Origin of the sequence: Micrococcus sp. EYE_212, from assembly GCF_023147585.1 — a bacterium.
GTDB lineage: Bacteria > Actinomycetota > Actinomycetes > Actinomycetales > Micrococcaceae > Micrococcus.
In genome coordinates this window covers 1-17,650 of record NZ_JAHXOZ010000009.1, presented here as the reverse complement: position 1 = coordinate 17,650, position 17,650 = coordinate 1, and the positions used below count along the sequence as shown (strand labels likewise).

Below are 17,650 nucleotides of genomic sequence, written 5' to 3'. Positions count from 1 at the left end.
TGGCCGCCGAGGCGGCCACTCACCCACAATAGAACACATGTTCGAATGACGGAAGCGGGGGGCAGGCCCCGGAGGGGCGGGCGGGACCTCACGCCGTCCTCCGCAGGTCATGAGCGACCTCGTGGACGCGAATGAGGCGCCAACGCCCGGAGTCGAGGTGGTGGGCGACGTCCAGGGTCTGCACGGGGGCGGAGCCGGCCCGGGCGAGGCGCACCTGCAGGCGCCAGATCTCATGGTCCACCAGGCCCGGCCCGCGGCCCTTCTCGGCCCGCACCTCCTCGGCCCACCAGCGGCGACGCTCGAACCAGCGCATCGGCCGCTCGGCGATGACGTAGTCCCGCCCGTTCCAATGCAGGCCCTGCGGCGCGCCGTCCGGGGCGCGCTCCACCGCCACGGACTGCGTGAAGACTCCCATGCTGCTCTCTCCCTGTGTGCGCTGCGGACGGATCCGCCGGCGGGCGCCGACGGACGGCGGGAGCGCGACCCACCCGCGACGGCGGGCAGGGGAAGAGTCGGGAAGCCTCGGCCCGCGATGGGACCGAGGACCGGAGGTCGCACTCTCGATCGTACTCGAACATGTGTTCGAACCCGATGGGAGGGACACTACGGGTGGCAGCGGACACGTTAAGGGGGCCCGGGGAAAAGGCGACGTCGGCACCCGCGCGGGTGCCGACGTCGCCGTTCTCACGCCCCCGGGCGGGGCGGGGCCGCGCTCAGGCCTTCACGTACCGCGGGAAGGCGGCAGGCGCGGCCACCGGCTTGCCCTCCGGGTTCATGTCGATCCCGAGGTCACGGGCCCAGACGATGCGGGTGTCGCCGGTGTAGACGGCCTCGGTGCGCTCGTCGAGCTCGAACACGCGGGCGCCGCGGAGGGTGTGCTGATCCCACGTGCCGTCGTTGAGGCCGTAGGTGTCGAAGCCGGTGCCGGGCGCGTAGCCGAGCTCGACGCCGTAGTAGTTCCCCTTGTAGGTGTTGATGTGGTCGTGGCCGCAGTAGATGCCCTTGACCTCGCCGCGCTCCTTCACGGAGGCGTAGATGCCCGAGTTGATCAGACCGTGGTAGACGTCCTCGTGCTTCACACCCTCGATGGCGTGACGGCGCACGGCCTCCGCGTGGCGGGCCTCGTCCTTCTCGCCCTGGGAGGCGTACCACATGTAGGAGTGCTCGAACGTGGGGATGTGGAAGAACATGAGGCCGGGGACGCCCTTGCCGAAGCGCTCCGCGGTGGCCTCCGAGGCCTCCTCGTACCAGCGGATCTGCTGCGGACGGATCCAGTCGTAGTCCATGACGCCCTCGGTGGACTGCCCGGCGGCGTCCTGGGCGGTCGCGTAGCGGCCCGAGTCGAGCAGCCAGATGGCGAAGGAGGGGGCGGCGCCGCGGGACCCCCGCACGAGCAGCTGGGCGTCGGAGTGGCCCGGCTTGGACGGGTCCACGGCCGGGTTGAGGTTGTGCTTGTACTGGCGCACGAAGTCCACGATCCGGGATGCCGTCATCGAGGTGCCGTGCTCCGTGACTGAGTCCTCGTCGTGGTTGCCGAAGGTGATGGCCCACTTCACGCCGCGGGACTCCATCGGCATGACGAAGTTGTTGATCCCCTGCATCACCTGCAGGTCCGTGGTGGGCGAGCCGTCGATGACGTCGCCGTTGATGAGCGCGAAGTCCGGCTTCTCCCGGTCCAGGACCTTGCCCATGAACTCGAGGGTGCGACGGTCCGCGGCGTGGCCGCCCTGGGTGTCGTTGAACTGCACGATCTTGAAGCGGCGGCTCTTGCCGAACGCCAGCGGCATGGACTGGGCGCCGGCATCACGGCGACGTCCATGGGCAGGGGCGTGGGCCGGAGGCGCGGCCTGGGCGACGGGGGCAGCGGCCAGCACGCCGGCCGCGGCGAAGGCTCCGCCTCCGGCGAGGATGCCGCGGCGGTCGACGGACGGGGACTCGGGGATGCGATCGGTCATGGCTCTCTCCTGCTGAAGCGGCGGTCGATGACGTCGCGGAAGCGTCCCTGACCTGGACGTTAGGAGGCTGAGATGACCCCGGGGATGCCCGGCGTGGAACGCCCACGGAACGAGCAGATGAACGGTCGGGAACACGACACCTGCGCGTCTGACGATGTTCACGGTCCGCCCTGTGGAGAACCCCTCGCGTGTCGCGGAGGCATGCGTACACTCGCCAGTGTCGCCACTCACACGCCGCTCACGCGGTGGTCTTCACGGGATCAGAGCCGTGGCGGCGGACGGAACGGATGTCTTCTGAGGAGGGGACCTTGTCCATCACCGCACCCCCACGCGCCCTGCCCCGCCGACGCCCCGCCCAGGCCGCATCGCTGGCAGCCGCCCTCGCACTGGTCCTCACGGCCTGCGGCGGCGGAGACCCGGCACCGACCGAGGCCACGACGACGGCGCCCGTCTCGTCCACGCAGGCCGCTGACACCCCCACCCCCACGGCTACGGCTACGGCCGGCGCATCTCCCTCCACCCCCGACGGCGGCACGGCGCCATCGAGCGGGAGCGGGAGCGGACCCGCGAGCGCAACGGCGAGCGGTCCGTACGTCCCCGCCTCCGCCGAAGGCCCCGCCCAGAACGTGCCGAAGCCGGTGATGCCCGAGGTCATGAAGGAAGAGACCCAGGAGGGCGCCGAGGCGGCGGTGAAGTACTTCTGGGAGACGGTCTACTACATGCAGCAGACGGGGGATGCGGGTCCCACACGCACCGCATCTTGGGAGGCTTGCGCCTTCTGCAGTCACATAATTAGCTCGATGGAGGCCATCTACTCGAATGAAGGATGGTTCACAGGCACCCAGTCCAATGTGAGTTCCGCTCGCCTCAGGCCATCTTCTAGTGGATATAACGCGACGCTTATCATGAATTTCTCCAGCGGTACGGGATACATGCGCGATGGCTCTACGCCCAAGGGGGGAAACGTACCGGAATCAAAGGGCGCCCCTTGGGTAGCTGATCTCATCTATGATGATGACTTGAAGAGTTGGCTTGTAGAATCAATGACCTTCCAAGGACGCGGGGATAGATGACAATGAAATTCAAAACCACCAGATCAATCAAAAATATGGCCCTGTTGATCCTCACGCTGGCAATCATTGGCGTCACCCCGGCTCGCGGCGAGCAAATCTCCGAGGAATGCACCACCAATAAAGCAATCTACGCACTGTCCGCTTCGTCCATCGCTGTCTCAAAGAAGTGCCACCAGGGCGGAGTTTCTAAAAGAACGGGGATCGTCAATGACGTTGACCCAGAAGCGCCTCCGCGGGAGATAGAAGAGGCGTCCGCACCAGAGCCCTCACTGAAGACAAACGTCACAATGAACGCCTGCGACCCGAACCAGGTGGGCAACCCAGACTTCAAAACCTGTCAAGAGCAGAAGGAAAAGTTCTGTCCTGACGGTGGCGAGTGGGTTATGACGGAGACAACTGACATCAGTACGGGTACACCACAGGTCACCTACTCCACCCCCATCTGCACAGGCACCGGCACCGGCCCGGCTCCCATCGGCGCCGCAGGCGACGCCGCTCCCCCGGTCACCATCGACGAAGTCCGCACCCTCCTGGTCCTGGAGCCGACGATCGAGTCGGACAACGCCGGCCGCGGCGTCCGCAACGCGGAGACCAACTTCTACACCCTCGCGCAGCCGGTCTCCCTGACCACGACCATCGCCGGCCAGGACATCGAACTCCGCGCCACGCCCGTCACCTTCCACTGGACCTACGGTGACGGCACCGGCACCGTGACCACCCACGACGGAGGCCACGCGCAGCCCGAGTTCAACGTGCCCACCCCCACGAGCCACGTCTACGAGGACACGGGGTCCTACACGGTCGGGCTGACCACGGTGTACGTCGGCGAGTACCGGGTGGCCGGCGGCGAGTGGCAGCTGATCCCCGGCACCATCACCCTGGACGCCGCCCCGGTCACCGCGGACATCTGGCGCACAGTCACGCGCAACGTCGCCGACGACTGCGGCGCCGACGCCTCCGCGTGGGGCTGCACCGGGCCCATCGACGCCCCGGACGGCGGCTGAAGGCCGCTCCTCGGCTCACCTCCGGGCGCCCCACCCGGCCCACCTCAGAGGAGTCGCTCCTGCACCTCGCCGGGCTCCTCGATCAGCTCCGGGCCGTTGTTCCGCACGTTCCCCACGGCCGAGCCCACCGGGCGCAGGCGCCACCCCGACGCCACGCCGTACGCCTGCGCGCACACCTCGTCCACGAGCAGTTCGGCCTCCTCTGCCGACCCGAGCTTCCCGGGCTCCAGCCAGCGGGCCATCGCCTCGGCTCCCAAGGGCACGGGCAGCCGGTCGTGCAGCTCCCCCAGCTCCGCCAGCAGCGGATCCTCCGCCTCCATGTCCGGCGCCGCCATCGTCAGGATCGACGTCGAGAGCACCCACGCGTCCTCTCCCGCGGCTTTCGCTTCCGGGTCCTGCCACCACTCGTAGAGCCCGGCGAACCAGATCACGGGCCCCTCGCCGTCACCGGCGCCGGCCGGGTGCACGTAGAAGGGCTGCTTCTCGGCGGCCTTCCCGTCGGCTCCCTTCGCCCCGGGCTCCGGCTTCTTCCACTCGTAGTACCCCTCCACCGGCACCGCGCAACGGCGCGAACGCACGGCCGCCCGGAACGTCGGCTTCAGTGCCACCGTCTCGGACCGGGCGTTGAACGCCCGCGACCCCACGGACAGCTCCTTCGCCCACGGCGGAACGAGTCCCCACCGCGCCACGTGCAGCTCGCGCCGCACCTCCCCGTCGGGCGCCTCGCCCCCGCCAGACGCCCCCGCGCCGTCCCCGTCCACCGCCCGCTCCAGCAGGATCGGCACGTCCGCCGTCGGGGCCACGTTCCAGTTGGGCCGCAGTTCGAGCGTCTCATCGGGCAGCATGCCGCCGCCCAGCCTGACGAGGTCACCGGCCGCCCGGGCCATCACATACCGTCCGCACATGCCCCCAGTGTGCCCCACCACAACGGGGTCGCCGCCGGTCCCCACCGGATGCCACCCCGGCCTCGCGTGTGGTGGGATGGACACCGAGCCACCCCCACTGCACAAGGAGTCAGCGTGCCACAGAAGGTCCGCGGCGTCGTCGCCATGGCGAAGGACGCCCCCGTCAGCATCGAGACCATCATCATCCCCGACCCGGGACCGGGAGAGGCCGTCGTCGACGTCAAGACGTGCGGCGTGTGCCACACGGACCTGCACTACGTGCAGGGCGGCATCGGCGACGAGTACCCGTACCTGCTCGGCCACGAGGCGACCGGCGTGGTCTCGGCGATCGGCGAGGGCGTCACCCACGTGGCCGTCGGCGACACCGTGATCCTCAACTGGCGCGCCGTGTGCGGCGAGTGCCGCGCGTGCAAGAAGGGCCAGCTCGAGTACTGCTTCGCCACGCACAACGCCGCCCAGAAGATGACCCTCGAGGACGGCACGGAGCTCTCCCCCGCCCTCGGCATCGGCGCCTTCGCTGACAAGACCCTCGTCCACGCCAAGCAGTGCACCACGGTGGACGGCGTGGACGGCGTCGAGGAGCAGGCCGCCGTGGGCCTGCTGGGCTGCGGCGTCATGGCCGGCATCGGCGCCGCCATGAACACCGGCGCGGTCAAGCGCGGCGAGTCCGTGGCCGTCATCGGCTGCGGCGGCGTGGGCGTCGCCTCGATCGCGGGCGCGAAGCTCGCCGGGGCCACCACGATCATCGCGGTGGACATCGACGACAAGAAGCTCGCCAAGGCCACCGAGCTGGGCGCCACCCACACGGTGAACTCCAAGGAGCAGGACCCGGTGGAGGCCATCCGCGCCGCGACGGGCGGCTTCGGCGCCGACGTCGTCATCGAGGCCGTGGGCCGCCCCGAGACCTACGAGCAGGCGTTCTACGCGCGCGACCTCGCCGGCCGCGTGGTGCTGGTGGGCGTGCCCACCCCGGACATGCAGCTCACCCTGCCGCTGCTCGAGATGTTCGGCCGCGGCGGCGCCCTGAAGTCCTCGTGGTACGGCGACTGCCTGCCCGAGCGCGACTTCCCCATGCTGGTGGAGCAGTACCGCCTGGGCCGCCTGCCCCTGGACGAGTTCGTCACCGAGACCGTCGCCCTCGACCAGGTCAACGAGGCCTTCGAGACCATGAAGTCCGGCGACGTCCTGCGCTCGGTGGTGGTGCTCTGATGGCCGCGCGCATCGACCACGCCGTCACCTCCGGCACGTTCTCCCTCGACGGCGAGACGCACCAGGTGGACAACAACGTGTGGGTCGTCGGCGGCGCGGAGGAGTGCGTCGTCGTCGACCCGGCGCATGATGCCTCCGCCGTGTGGAGGAAGGTGGCCGGCCGCCAGGTGCTGGCCATCCTCCTCACCCACGGCCACGACGACCACATCCGCCAGGTCCAGGAGTTCCGCCAGATGGTGGACGCCCCCGTGCTGATGCACCCGGCCGATCGCATGCTGTGGGACGCCGTCTTCCCCGACGACGCCCCCGACGGCGACCTGACCGACGGCGACGTGATGCGTGTGGCCGGCGTCGAGCTGCGCGTGCTCCACACGCCCGGGCACTCCCCCGGCTCCGTGTGCCTCCACGCCCCGGACCTCGGCGAGCAGGACGACGACGGCACCCCCACCGGCGTGCTGTTCTCCGGCGACACGCTCTTCCAGGGCGGGCCCGGCGCCACGGGCCGCTCGTACTCGGACTTCGACACGATCATCGAATCGATCCGCGAGCGCCTGCTCACGCTGCCGGAGTCCACGGTGGTCCACACGGGCCACGGCGGCTCGACCCGCATCGGGGACGAGAAGCCGCACCTGCAGGAGTGGATCGACCGCGGCCACTGAGGACGCGCCGAGGTGGGGAAGAATGGTCCCCCGTGACCATCCTCCCCGCCTCGCCCCCTCCCTCCGTGATCCTGCTCGGCGGCGCGTCGGGCTCCGGCAAGTCCTACCTGGCCCGGCGGCACGGCCGGCCCCACCTCTCGCTCGATGCGTTCTACCGTCCGCAGTCCGACGACGGCGCCGCGGGCGGGCCCGGCCCCGTGTTCCCGCGCACCCCGTATGGCGAGATCGACTGGGACCACCCCGGAACGTGGGATGAGCAGGCGGCCGTGGACGCGGTCGTCGAGCTGCTCGAGGACGGCACGACGCGCGTGCCCGACTACGACATCTCCACGTCCTCCGTCCGCGGGCACGGCACCGTCGCGCTCGAGCCGGGCGGGGTGATCGTGGCGGAGGGCATCTTCGCCGAGCGCATGCCCACCGCCCTGGACCGGGCCGGGGTCCACTACGCGGCCTGGTACATCGACCAGGCGCGGACCACGACGGCGGCCCGCCGGTTCGTGCGCGACGTCGCCGAACGCCGCAAGCCGGTGCCGTTCCTCGTGCAGCGGGGCTGGTCCCTGTATCGGACGGACGCGGCGCGCCGGGCGGCGGCTGTGGCGGCCGGCTTCACCCCGCGACGCAAACGGGAGATCATCGCGGATCTCACGGCCTGACGGCCCTCCCGCAGCTGGGCCGCCCGTGCCTTCAGCCGGAGGTGCCCGCGGCGAGGACGGCGAGCTGCTCGTCCACGACCTCGAGCCCGGCGGCGGCGGCCCACGCCGTGTACTCCTCCCGCAGGGCCGCGGCGAACGCGGGGACGCTCACCCCGGGACGCACGTCCTCGGCCGCGCCCGCCGTGCGGGGGTCAATGTCCAGGCCGAGCTCCCGGTAGACGTCGACGAGCACGGCCCGCAGCGGGGCGGGGTCGGACACCACCACGTGGGTGGAGAACAGGAACGCCCCCTTCACCACGCGCTGCGCGGAGCCGGCCAGCTTCACCGGGTATGTCGGCGCAGGACCCTGCACGGAGAACTCGCCCGGGCAGTACTCCCCCGGGATCTCTCCCACGGAGGCGGGCACGTCCAGGCGCGCGAACGCCCGCACGAACAGGTCGGCGAACTTCGCGAACCGGGCCTGCTGGGTGAGTGCCGCGTCCTCCTGCTGGCTCAGGTGGTCCACCACCAGGCAGCCGTGGTGGTAGGCCGCCGCCCGTCCGCCGGCCCGGCGCACCGCCGGCTCGAAGCCGTGGGCCCGGGCCGCAGCGGCCCCGGCCGCGAAGCCGGGCAGCCGCGCGTCGCGCTGGCCGAACGCGACCGTCGGTTCGGGCACGTAGACGCGGATCAGGTCGTCGAGGGCCCTTCCCTCGGCCGCGGCTGCGCGGAAGACGGCCAGCTCGCCCATGGCCCAGTCGAGGTCGTCAGCGGCCCCGAAGGTCCGCTCCTGCACGGCCCAGCGCAGCCGGGGAGCTGCGCTCACAGGCCGCCCTCGACCGGCCAGGAGCGCAGGGTGAGGGTCTGCTCGACGTGGGCGAAGGGGCCGTCGTCGTCGTGGAGGACGGTGCTGGTCAGACCCACGCCGTCCGGGCCCACCGTGACCTGCCCCGCGAGGCCGAGCCAGTGGCCGGTGGGCTCGCGGTACAGGTGGATCTGCAGGTCCACGTTGGGGAAGAACCACCCGCCCGGCTTCGCCGGCAGGGCCGGGGCGATCCCGTTGGCCGCATCAGTGAGGCTGATCAGGCGCACCAGGTCGCTCGTGCTCTCCCCCGCCACCATCTCCCGGTCCGTGGTGAGCCACACCCGGCCGTGGCCCGGCCCATGGCCGGGCAGGATGACGCCGTCGAGGGAGGCGATGTACCCGCCTCCCCATCCGTGGAGCGCGTTGTGCGACTGCGCCTGCGAGCGCGGCGGGAGGGGCTCGTCCGGCAGCTGGGCGACGGCGGAGGTGTCCGAGGTGGACAGCAGCCAGGCGCGCAGGGTCAGCACGGTGCGGCCCCGGGCGTGGAGCACGGACTCGACGAGCTCGATGGTCCGGCCCGGACGCAGGGTGCGCGTGACCACCTCGAGCTCGCCCGACCAGAGCGTGCCCAGGATGTCGTAGGAGAGCCGTCCCACCCGCAGCCCGGGAGTGGTCTCGTGCGCGGCCACCTCGTGCAGCAGCAGGCCCGAGACGGCGGCCATGTGCATCTCCTCGTCCCGCCATGCGCCCTGGGCGTGCACGGTGGAGCGCACGCGGGAGGTGCGGACGCCGTCGGCGTCCACGGTGGGCTCGCCGAGGCGGACGTAGAAGGCCAGGGGATCGTCGGCGACGGAGGTCGCGGGGGTGGAGGTGATGTCGGTCATGGGCCGAAGTCTGCCAGAACGACGACGGCCGGTGACGTCCCCGCGGGGATGTCACCGGCCGTCACGGCGTGGGCCCAGCCGAGGCTCAGCGGCGCATGACCTTGCGGGCGATGCCGTTGCCGATCAGCTGCAGCGCCTGGACGAACACGATCACCACGACGACGGCCAGCCAGGTGACCTCCGGACGGAACCGGTTGTAGCCCTCCACGATGGCGAAGTTGCCGACGCCGCCGCCGCCGATGATGCCCGCCATGGCGGACATGTCCACGAGCGAGATGATCACGAACGTGAAGCCGAGGATCAGCGGGCCGAGGGCCTCGGGCAGCACCACGGTGCGCACGATCCGCATGCGGGAGGCGCCCATCGCACGGGCGGCCTCGATGACACCGGGGTCGAGGGAGACGAGGTTCTGCTCCACGATGCGGGCGATGCCGAACGTGGACGCCCAGATCATGCAGAACACCACGGCGGTGTTGCCGATGCCGGTGCCGAGCGTCGCGATGGTCAGCGGCTGCAGGGCGGCGATGAGGATGACGAACGGGATGGGCCGGATGAGGTTCACGATGAAGTTCGTGACCAGGTAGACGGCGCGGTTGGCGAAGATGCCGCCCGGGCGCGTGGTGTAGAGGAGGAGCCCGACCAGCAGGCCGAGGACGCCGCCGAGGACGAACGCCCAGCCGACCATGTAGAGGGTGTCCCCCACGGCGGTCAGGAGTTCGGGGCCGTAGTACCCCCAGTCGAGGTTCTGGAAACGGTCGATCACTGGTGCACCTCCTGCACGTCCCCGGCGCCGGCCAGGTCCGCGACGAACGCGTCCACTGCGGCGGGCTCACCCGTGAGCGCCACGGTGAGCAGGCCGTACGCGGAGTCCTTGGTGGCGGACATGCCGCCGTGGGCGATCTCGAAGCTGACGCCGCGCGTCGACGCGGTGCCGAGCACGGCCGACACTGCGGCGGCGTCCTTGAGCGAGACCATGATCAGCCGGCCCTCGGTGCGCGCCCGGATGCGGGCCACCTCCTCGGCATTCGGCCGGTCCTTGAGCGCCGTGGCCACGAAGGACGCGGCGTCGGCGGAGTGGGCGGGCCGGGAGAAGAGGTCGTAGACCTTGCCGGACTCCACCACGCGGCCGGTGTCCATCACGGCGACGCGGTCGGCGATCGAGCGGATGACCTCCATCTCGTGGGTGATGGCCACGATCGTGACCCCGAGCTCCTCGTTGACGCGGCGCAGCACGGAGAGCACCTCGTGCGTCGTCGAGGGGTCGAGGGCGCTGGTGGCCTCGTCCGCGAGCAGGATCTCCGGCTCGGCGGCGAGCGCGCGGGCGATGCCGACACGCTGCTTCTGGCCGCCCGAGAGCTGCTCCGGGTAGTGCTTGGCCTTGTCCGCCAGGCCGACGAACTCGAGCAGCTCCGCCACGCGTGCGCGGCGCTTCGACCGCGGCCAGCCGGCCGTGTCCAGGGCGAACTCGATGTTCCCCGCCACGGTGCGTGAGGTGAGCAGGTTGAACTGCTGGAACACCATGCCGATGCGGGTGCGCAGCGGGCGCAGCTTCGCCTCGGACAGGTGTGAGACCTGCTGGCCCAGCACCGTGACGGTGCCCGACGTCGGCTTCTCGAGCCCGTTGATCATGCGGATCAGGGTGGACTTGCCGGCGCCGGAGAAGCCGATCACACCGAAGACCTCGCCGCGTCGCACGGAGAGCGAGACGTCGTCCACGGCCGTGACGCCGCGGCCCTTCTTGGCGGCGTAGACGCGGCTGACGTGGTCGAAGACGATGACCGGCTCCCCCGGGGCGCCCTCAGAGTGGCGCCCCGGGGTGACCGCGTCACGGTCGGACGTATGGGAACCTGCCATGGATCAGGCGTCCTGCTTCGCGATCGCGTCCTGGTACTGCTTCAGGGTCTCGTCGATCTGGGCGGCGTCGAGCTGCACCGGCACGCTCGTGTCGGAGGAGAGCTTCGCGGACTCGTCCAGCACGGCCTGCTCGTGGTACAGGGCCGCGACCTTCTTGTAGGTCTCGTTCTCGCGGTCCGCGCGGCGCACGGCGAAGCCGTTGACGAACGGCTTGGCGGAGTCGGCCTGGGGGTCGTCCTTGAACAGGGCGGTGTTCGTGTCGATGCCGGCGTCGGCCGAGAACGTGTTGTTGATGACCGAGCCCTGCACGGACTCGAGCGCGTTCACGGTCTGCTGCGCGGCCACGGGCTGCACCTTCACGGTGGAGGTGGCCTCGTCGATGTCGCGGACCTCAGGGCGGATGGTCTCGTTGGACAGCTTCAACAGGCCGGCGGCGACGAGCACGTTGATGGCACGGGCCTGGTTCACGGTGTCGTTCGGGATGGCGACGGTGTCGCCCTTCTTGAACTCGGAGACGTCCGTGTACTTCTTGGAGTACAGGGGCAGCGGGATGATCTCGGTGGTCCCGATCAGCGTCAGGTCCTTGCCGGAGGCCTGGTTGTAGTCGGCCAGGTAGGCGATGTGCTGGAACCAGTTCATGTCGATGTCGCCGTTGTCCAGCGCCGGGTTCGGCTGCGTGTACTCGGTGAAGTTGCGGATCTCGACGTCGATGCCGTGCTTCTCCTTGGCGAGCTTCACCAGGGCGCGGTGTGTCTCGTTCTCGGACACGACGCCGATGCGCACGGTCTGGGCGCCGTCGTCGCCCTTCGTCTCGGCCTGCGAGTTGCAGGCGGTCAGGGCGAACGCGCCGACGGCGGCCAGGGACAGGCCGGCGAACGAGCGGCGGGAGATGTTCGAGGGGGTCATGGGGTTCTCCTTGGAGGACAGGGCGAGGCCGCCGGCGCGGGTGGGCACGGCGGGCACGGAACGGTGCGGGGTGGGCCGTGCGGTGGGTGGTTCCCCGCGGGGCACAGCACGGCGGGCGGGGGGCGAGAGACGCCCCGAGCCGGAGGCCGGGATCCTTTCGAACGCTGCTCTTGCCCGTCCCCCAGTCACTGCGGGCTGCCCTCGATGGGTCTGCACGCAGCGGAGGCGGGCCGCTTCTCGGTCCGTTGCCACCCGTGAACATGGGGTTGGCGAGCGGCTCGTCATGGGACCACGTAGACCCGCCGAGGCGGGGTCCACAGCCGCTTCTCCTGAAGCTGGGCCCAAGCCTATCGCAGCGTGTGCGCTCCATCCGGCGTGATGGTGACGCGCAGCGTCATACTGCGAGGACAGGGCACCGGAGTGTGGTGCATCTCGCGAGACGACGACGGCCGGGCGCCTCCGTGGGGAGGCGACCGGCCGTCGTCGGGACGGAGATCAGGCGGGCGGGATCAGAAGTCCCAGTCCTCGTCCTCCGTGTTCTCGGCCTTGCCGATCACGTAGGAGGAGCCGGAGCCGGAGAAGAAGTCGTGGTTCTCGTCCGAGTTCGGGGAGAGCGCCGAGAGGATGGCCGGGTTCACGTTGGTGACCTCGGCCGGGAACATCGGCTCGTAGCCCAGGTTCATCAGGGCCTTGTTGGCGTTGTAGTTGAGGAACTTCTTCACGTCCTCGGCCAGGCCCACGGCGTCGTAGAGGTCGTGGGTGTACTCGACCTCGTTCTCGTACAGCTCGAAGAGCAGCTCGAAGGTGAAGTTCTTCAGCTCCTCGCGGCGCTCGGCGGGCAGCGCCTCGATGCCGCGCTGGTACTTGTAGCCGATGTAGTAGCCGTGCACGGCCTCGTCGCGGATGATCAGGCGGATCAGGTCCGCCGTGTTGGTCAGGCGCGCCCGGGAGGAGAGGTACATGGGCCAGTAGAAGCCCGAGTAGAAGAGGAAGGACTCCAGCAGGGTCGAGGCGATCTTCTTCTTGAACGGGTCCTCGCCGTCGTAGCGGTCGACGACGATCTGCGCCTTGCGCTGCAGGTTCTCGTTCTCGCGGGACCAGCGGAAGGCCTCGTCGATCTCCTTCGTGGAGGAGAGCGTGGAGAAGATCGAGGAGTAGGACTTCGCGTGCACGGACTCCATGAACGCGATGTTCGTCAGGACGGCCTCCTCGTGCTGCGTCAGCGCGTCCGGGATGAGGGACACGGCACCGACGGTGCCCTGGATGGTGTCCAGGAGGGTCAGGCCGGTGAACACGCGCATGGAGAGCAGGCGCTCGTCGTCGGTCAGGTGCGCCCAGGACTGGACGTCGTTGGACAGCGGCACCTTCTCCGGCAGCCAGAAGTTGTTGACCAGGCGGTTCCAGACCTCCACGTCCTTCTCGTCCTGGATGCGGTTCCAGTTCACGGCCTCGACGAGGTGGTGCTTCACGGAGGGTCCGTGGGCGTGCTGGTCCTGGGTCGCGGTCATGTCGCTTCACGTCCTTCTAGAGCAGAGATCGGCGGATTCACGCCGTTGTCGGGCACATCTGGGCTTGACGCCAGTGGCTCGTTCCGATGAGCCAGTCTAGCCGTGTCGGCTCTCTCCGGCCCTACCCGAGGACGGCGATGGCCGGTGACCTCCGCTACCTCCTCGGGAGCCCGGAGACGTCCCGGCGAATGACATGGCCGATCCGCCGTCACCCATGTCAATCCAGGATCGACCTCCCCGGCGGCCGCCACGACTACGTTCCCCCTCATGCACGACTCCCTTCGCCCCACCCGCTCGCTCGTCGCCATGCTGCGCAATCCGAGGATCCGCCGGGCCGTCGCCGCCCTGCTCTCCGGGGCCGACGTCGGGAGCGAACACCACGGCCCGCTGAAGGGCGCCGAGTCCGTGGGCCTGGCCCGTTCTGGCGACGACGGCGCGCCCGTCCTCGAGGAGGCGTTCCTCGCGAACGCGGCCGCCGCGCTGGACCGGGCGTTGAGCCCGCTGGCCGTGCTCGACGGCGCGCGCATCGCCGTGCCCGACCTTCCTCTCGACGCGGTGGACGGGACCGTTCGCGCCGTGGCCGAGCGGGTCCTCTCCCCCGGTGACCGCGTCAGCGAGGCGACGCTGAACGACCGACTGGCCCTGTTCGTCGTCGACGTGGCGTTCTTCCGCCGCCACGCGTGCGACCTGGGCGTCCTGGCCCGCGAGGCGGACGGCTCGGCATACTGGCGGGCGTGAGCGGCCCGGCCGAGACCCCGCCCTCCGGCGTGCACCCGTCCGTGGGTCAGAGCATGCAGGACACGCAGCCCTCGACCTCGGTGCCCTCCAGCGCGAGCTGGCGCAGACGGATGTAGTAGATCGTCTTGATGCCCTTCTTCCACGCGTAGATCTGCGCGCGGTTCAGGTCACGCGTGGAGGCGGTGTCCTTGAAGAACAGCGTCAACGAGAGGCCCTGGTCCACGTGCTGCGTGGCGGCGGCGTACGTGTCGATGATCTTCTCGTAGCCGATCTCGTACGCGTCCTCGTAGTACTCGAGGTTGTCGTTGGAGAGGAACGGCGCCGGGTAGTACACGCGTCCGAGCTTGCCCTCCTTGCGGATCTCGATCTTCGAGGCCACCGGGTGGATCGACGACGTCGAGTTGTTGATGTAGGAGATGGAGCCCGTGGGCGGCACCGCCTGCAGGTTGCGGTTGAAGATGCCGTGCTCCATGACGGAGGCCTTCAGCGCGCGCCAGTCCTCCTGGGTGGGGACGGCGATCCCGGCGTCGGCGAAGAGCTGCGCCACCCGGGCGGTGGCCGGCTTCCACTCGGCGTCCGTGTACATGTCGAAGAACTCCCCCGACGCGTACGTCGAGTCCTCGAAGCCGCCGAAGCGCTGGCCGGTCTCCATGGCGATCCGGTTCGAGGCGCGCAGCGCGTGGAACAGCACGGAGTAGAAGTAGATGTTCGTGAAGTCGATGCCCTCCTCGGAGCCGTAGTGCACACGCTCGCGGGCGAGGTAGCCGTGGAGGTTCATCTGGCCCAGGCCGATCGCGTGGGAGGCGGCGTTGCCCTTGGCGATGGACGGCACCGACTGGATGTCGCTCATCACGGACACGGCGGTCAGCGCGCGGATGGCCGTCTCCACGGAGAGCCCGAAGTCCGGGGAATCCATGGTCTTGGCGATGTTCATGGAGCCCAGGTTGCAGGAGATGTCCTGGCCGATGTGCTCGTAGGTGAGGTCCTCGTTGTACTCGGAGGCCTCGGAGACCTGGAGGATCTCGGAGCAGAGGTTGGACATCGTGATGCGGCCCTTGATGGGGTTCGCGCGGTTCACGGTGTCCTCGAACACCACGTACGGGTATCCCGACTCGAACTGGATCTCCGCGATGGTCTGGAAGAACTCGCGCGCGTTGATCTTGGTCTTCTTGATGCGGGCGTCGTCCACCATCTCGTCGTACTTCTCCGTCACGGAGATCTCGGAGAAGGGAACACCGTAGACGCGCTCGACGTCGTACGGCGAGAAGAGGTACATGTCCTCGTTGCGCTTGGCCAGCTCGAACGTGATGTCCGGGATCACGACGCCGAGCGAGAGGGTCTTGATGCGGATCTTCTCGTCCGCGTTCTCGCGCTTGGTGTCCAGGAAGCGGTGGATGTCCGGGTGGTGCGCGTGCAGGTACACGGCGCCGGCGCCCTGGCGCGCGCCGAGCTGGTTCGCGTAGGAGAAGGAGTCCTCGAGGAGCTTCATCACGGGGATGACGCCGGAGGACTGGTTCTCGATCTGCTTGATGGGCGCGCCGTGCTCGCGGATGTTGGTGAGCGAGAGGGCCACGCCGCCGCCGCGCTTGGACAGCTGCAGGGCGGAGTTGATGCCGCGGGCGATCGACTCCATGTTGTCCTCGATGCGCAGCAGGAAGCAGGAGACGAGCTCGCCGCGCTGCTTCTTGCCCGCGTTCAGGAACGTGGGGGTGGCCGGCTGGAAGCGGCCGGAGATCATCTCGTCCACGAGGTGGGTGGCCAGCTCCTGGTCGCCGCGCGCCAGGTGGAGGGCGACGACGGACACCCGGTCCTCGTACCGCTCCAGGTAGCGCTTGCCGTCGAAGGTCTTCAGCGCGTACGAGGTGTAGAACTTGAACGCGCCGAGGAAGGTCGGGAAGCGGAACTTCGCCTTGTAGGCGCGGCCGAAGAGGTCCTTGACGAACTCGAACGGGTACTGCTCGAAGGTCTCGGTCTCGTAGTAGTCGTTCTTCTGCAGGTACTCGAGCTTCTCCTCGAGGTCGTGGAAGAACACCGTGTTGGTGTTCACGTGCTGCAGGAAGTACTGGCGCGCGGCGGCGTGGTCGGCCTCGAACTGGATGCGCCCGTCCGCCCCGTACAGGTTCAGCATGGCGTTCAGCTCGTGATAGCCGAGGTTCTGCCACTCGGGGGGCATGGTCTTGGCCTGCTGGATCAGGTCCTGTTCGGTGACGGTCATGGCTGGAGTCCTTTCAGGCCCTCCCGGACGGCGGTGACGTCGTCGGGGGTGCCCATGAGTTCGAACTTGTACATCAGGGGGACCTGGCACTTGCGGGCGATGATGTAGCCCGCGAGGCAGTACCCCTCGTGGAAGTTGGTGTTCCCGGAGGCGATGACCCCGCGGATCAGCGCTCGGTTGCCCGGGACGTTGAGGAACTTGATCACCTGCTTGGGCACCGCGCCGTCGCCGTCTCCCCCGCCGTAGGTGGGGGTGAGCAGGACGAACGGCGCGGTGGCCCCCAGGGTGGGCTCCCGGGTGTGCAGTGGCAGTCGTGCCGCGCGGCCGTCGGGAAGGTCCAGCTTGCGCACGAAGCGGTGCGTGTACTCGGACGTCGACGAGAAGTAGATCAGCTGCGCGTCCGTGGGGGTGAGGCCCTGCGCCTGTGCGGACCGGATGTGGGTCTGGTCCGCAGGGGTGGGGCTCATGGCGCGGTCTGTGGGGATCAGGCCACCGAGGCGGCCACGGAGGTGGCCAGCTCGTCGATCTTGTCCGGGCGGAAGCCGGACCAGGAGTCGGTCTCCGTCATCACGACGGGGGCCTGCATGAAGCCGGCGGCGCGCACGCGCTCGAGGGCGGCCGGGTCCTGGGACATGTCCACGACCTCGTAGGCGATGCCCTTCTTGTCCAGCGCACGGTAGGTGGCGTTGCACTGCACGCAGGCGGGCTTGGTGTACACGGTGACGGTCATGCGGCTTCCCTGTTCCTTCGATCCTCGTGGGCCCGTGAGGGGCCCGAAATGACGTCTCCCGGGTGAACGGGAGGTGTTCTGTCCGGTCCCGATCGATACTACATCTAGTGATGCCGGAGCCCGTGCATCCCTAGATGTAGTAGTGACACGGATGTAATTCCACGGGTGAGACTGTCCCCAGAGCTGTCCACAGCGGGCGCCCGGCGGCGATCCGCGCGGGCATGCGGGACACGCCGAGAGGCTGTGCGAGATGTCCACAGGCGGTGGGTTCAGCGGCCCGGGAAACGCACAGCCCGAAGGTCTGGTCCACCACATCCGGGCCCGGCGTGTCGGGGGTCCGGAGGGCACAAGATGTGGGCGGGGTCGGAGAGAGGCGGTGCGGACGGACATCTCCGTGCCCCCCGTTACCTTTCTCGTGGCTCCTCCATCGATCAGGATGAGCAGGTGCCGGCCAGCCGGTCCTCGGCATGATCGTTGCCCCCAGTCGACTGCATGATCCGGGGGGTGTTGTCACCGAGGACCGGTCTGGTGACCACGGATCGCTAATAGAGGCGCGAGCCCCTCACCGGGGCCCTT

General features: G+C 69.3%; 18 protein-coding genes. 6 read left to right on the top strand and 12 right to left on the bottom strand.

Translation table 11 applies throughout. From position 1 onward, the window contains the following. Nucleotides 1–88: 88 nt before the first annotated feature. Both KZX60_RS07155 and KZX60_RS07150 read right to left on the bottom strand, forming a co-directional pair. Nucleotides 89–415, bottom strand: a complete 327-nt coding sequence (locus KZX60_RS07155) for a DUF6504 family protein (protein ID WP_248116876.1) — start codon at nucleotides 413–415, stop codon at nucleotides 89–91. 298 nt (nucleotides 416–713) lie between these two features. Further along, nucleotides 714–1,955, bottom strand: coding sequence for a metallophosphoesterase family protein (locus KZX60_RS07150; RefSeq protein WP_248116873.1), 1,242 nt, complete (start codon nucleotides 1,953–1,955; stop codon nucleotides 714–716). A 287-nt stretch (nucleotides 1,956–2,242) separates the two neighbouring features. On the opposite strand from KZX60_RS07150, the gene KZX60_RS11995 reads away from it, so the two are divergent. Together KZX60_RS11995 and KZX60_RS07140 are read left to right on the top strand one after the other, a co-directional pair. Next, complete coding sequence (locus tag KZX60_RS11995; protein ID WP_282442686.1) at nucleotides 2,243–3,028, top strand: DUF6318 family protein; 786 nt, start codon at nucleotides 2,243–2,245, stop codon at nucleotides 3,026–3,028. A gap of 383 nt (nucleotides 3,029–3,411) precedes the next feature. Beyond that, nucleotides 3,412–4,032 carry a hypothetical protein gene (locus tag KZX60_RS07140; protein WP_248116869.1) on the top strand — a complete coding sequence of 207 codons (621 nt, stop codon included), beginning with the start codon at nucleotides 3,412–3,414 and terminating at the stop codon, nucleotides 4,030–4,032. Nucleotides 4,033–4,076: 44 nt separating this feature from the next. Here the strand turns inward: KZX60_RS07140 and KZX60_RS07135 are convergent, their stop codons facing one another. Then, nucleotides 4,077–4,937, bottom strand: coding sequence for an SOS response-associated peptidase (locus KZX60_RS07135; protein ID WP_248116867.1), 861 nt, complete (start codon nucleotides 4,935–4,937; stop codon nucleotides 4,077–4,079). A gap of 114 nt (nucleotides 4,938–5,051) precedes the next feature. Here KZX60_RS07135 and KZX60_RS07130 point away from each other — a divergent pair, with 114 nt between their 5' ends. The 3 genes from KZX60_RS07130 to KZX60_RS07120 are packed head-to-tail and all read left to right on the top strand — an operon-like array spanning nucleotide 5,052 to nucleotide 7,458. Next, nucleotides 5,052–6,146, top strand: coding sequence for an S-(hydroxymethyl)mycothiol dehydrogenase (locus tag KZX60_RS07130; RefSeq protein ID WP_248116865.1), 1,095 nt, complete (start codon nucleotides 5,052–5,054; stop codon nucleotides 6,144–6,146). After that, complete coding sequence (locus KZX60_RS07125; RefSeq protein WP_248116863.1) at nucleotides 6,146–6,805, top strand: MBL fold metallo-hydrolase; 660 nt, start codon at nucleotides 6,146–6,148, stop codon at nucleotides 6,803–6,805. The genes KZX60_RS07130 and KZX60_RS07125 overlap by 1 nt, the downstream gene beginning before the upstream one ends. A 32-nt stretch (nucleotides 6,806–6,837) precedes the next feature. After that, nucleotides 6,838–7,458, top strand: a complete 621-nt coding sequence (locus KZX60_RS07120; RefSeq protein ID WP_248116861.1) for a uridine kinase — start codon at nucleotides 6,838–6,840, stop codon at nucleotides 7,456–7,458. Nucleotides 7,459–7,489: 31 nt separating this feature from the next. Here KZX60_RS07120 and KZX60_RS07115 read toward each other — a convergent pair whose 3' ends face one another. The 6 genes from KZX60_RS07115 to nrdF form a co-directional block, all read right to left on the bottom strand. Then, nucleotides 7,490–8,260, bottom strand: coding sequence for a lipoate--protein ligase family protein (locus KZX60_RS07115; RefSeq protein ID WP_248116859.1), 771 nt, complete (start codon nucleotides 8,258–8,260; stop codon nucleotides 7,490–7,492). Then, nucleotides 8,257–9,123 carry a thioesterase family protein gene (locus KZX60_RS07110; protein ID WP_248116857.1) on the bottom strand — a complete coding sequence of 289 codons (867 nt, stop codon included), beginning with the start codon at nucleotides 9,121–9,123 and terminating at the stop codon, nucleotides 8,257–8,259. The genes KZX60_RS07115 and KZX60_RS07110 overlap by 4 nt, the downstream gene beginning before the upstream one ends. 85 nt (nucleotides 9,124–9,208) lie before the next feature. Further along, complete coding sequence (locus KZX60_RS07105; protein WP_248116855.1) at nucleotides 9,209–9,886, bottom strand: methionine ABC transporter permease; 678 nt, start codon at nucleotides 9,884–9,886, stop codon at nucleotides 9,209–9,211. Further along, a complete protein-coding gene (locus KZX60_RS07100; RefSeq protein WP_248116853.1) occupies nucleotides 9,883–10,977 on the bottom strand; it encodes a methionine ABC transporter ATP-binding protein in 1,095 nt (364 codons plus the stop codon). The genes KZX60_RS07105 and KZX60_RS07100 overlap by 4 nt, the downstream gene beginning before the upstream one ends. A 3-nt stretch (nucleotides 10,978–10,980) precedes the next feature. Next, complete coding sequence (locus KZX60_RS07095; protein WP_248116852.1) at nucleotides 10,981–11,931, bottom strand: MetQ/NlpA family ABC transporter substrate-binding protein; 951 nt, start codon at nucleotides 11,929–11,931, stop codon at nucleotides 10,981–10,983. 461 nt (nucleotides 11,932–12,392) lie between these two features. Then, entirely contained in the window at nucleotides 12,393–13,391 is a 999-nt protein-coding gene (gene nrdF / locus KZX60_RS07090; protein WP_248116850.1) for a class 1b ribonucleoside-diphosphate reductase subunit beta, read from the bottom strand. Nucleotides 13,392–13,658: 267 nt separating this feature from the next. On the opposite strand from nrdF, the gene KZX60_RS07085 reads away from it, so the two are divergent. Then, a complete protein-coding gene (locus KZX60_RS07085; protein ID WP_248116848.1) occupies nucleotides 13,659–14,129 on the top strand; it encodes a DUF2087 domain-containing protein in 471 nt (156 codons plus the stop codon). A gap of 46 nt (nucleotides 14,130–14,175) precedes the next feature. On the opposite strand, the gene nrdE is transcribed toward KZX60_RS07085, so the two are convergent. The 3 genes from nrdE to nrdH are packed head-to-tail and all read right to left on the bottom strand — an operon-like array spanning nucleotide 14,176 to nucleotide 17,074. Then, nucleotides 14,176–16,344: a class 1b ribonucleoside-diphosphate reductase subunit alpha gene (nrdE, locus tag KZX60_RS07080; protein ID WP_248116846.1), complete on the bottom strand. Its 2,169-nt coding sequence runs from the start codon at nucleotides 16,342–16,344 to the stop codon at nucleotides 14,176–14,178. Continuing rightward, the gene (gene nrdI, locus KZX60_RS07075) at nucleotides 16,341–16,811 is read right to left on the bottom strand and encodes a class Ib ribonucleoside-diphosphate reductase assembly flavoprotein NrdI (protein WP_248116844.1); all 471 of its coding nucleotides are present in this window, start codon (nucleotides 16,809–16,811) and stop codon (nucleotides 16,341–16,343) included. The genes nrdE and nrdI overlap by 4 nt, the downstream gene beginning before the upstream one ends. Nucleotides 16,812–16,828: 17 nt before the next feature. Next, nucleotides 16,829–17,074 carry a glutaredoxin-like protein NrdH gene (nrdH, locus tag KZX60_RS07070; RefSeq protein WP_248116842.1) on the bottom strand — a complete coding sequence of 82 codons (246 nt, stop codon included), beginning with the start codon at nucleotides 17,072–17,074 and terminating at the stop codon, nucleotides 16,829–16,831. Nucleotides 17,075–17,650: the final 576 nt, after the last annotated feature.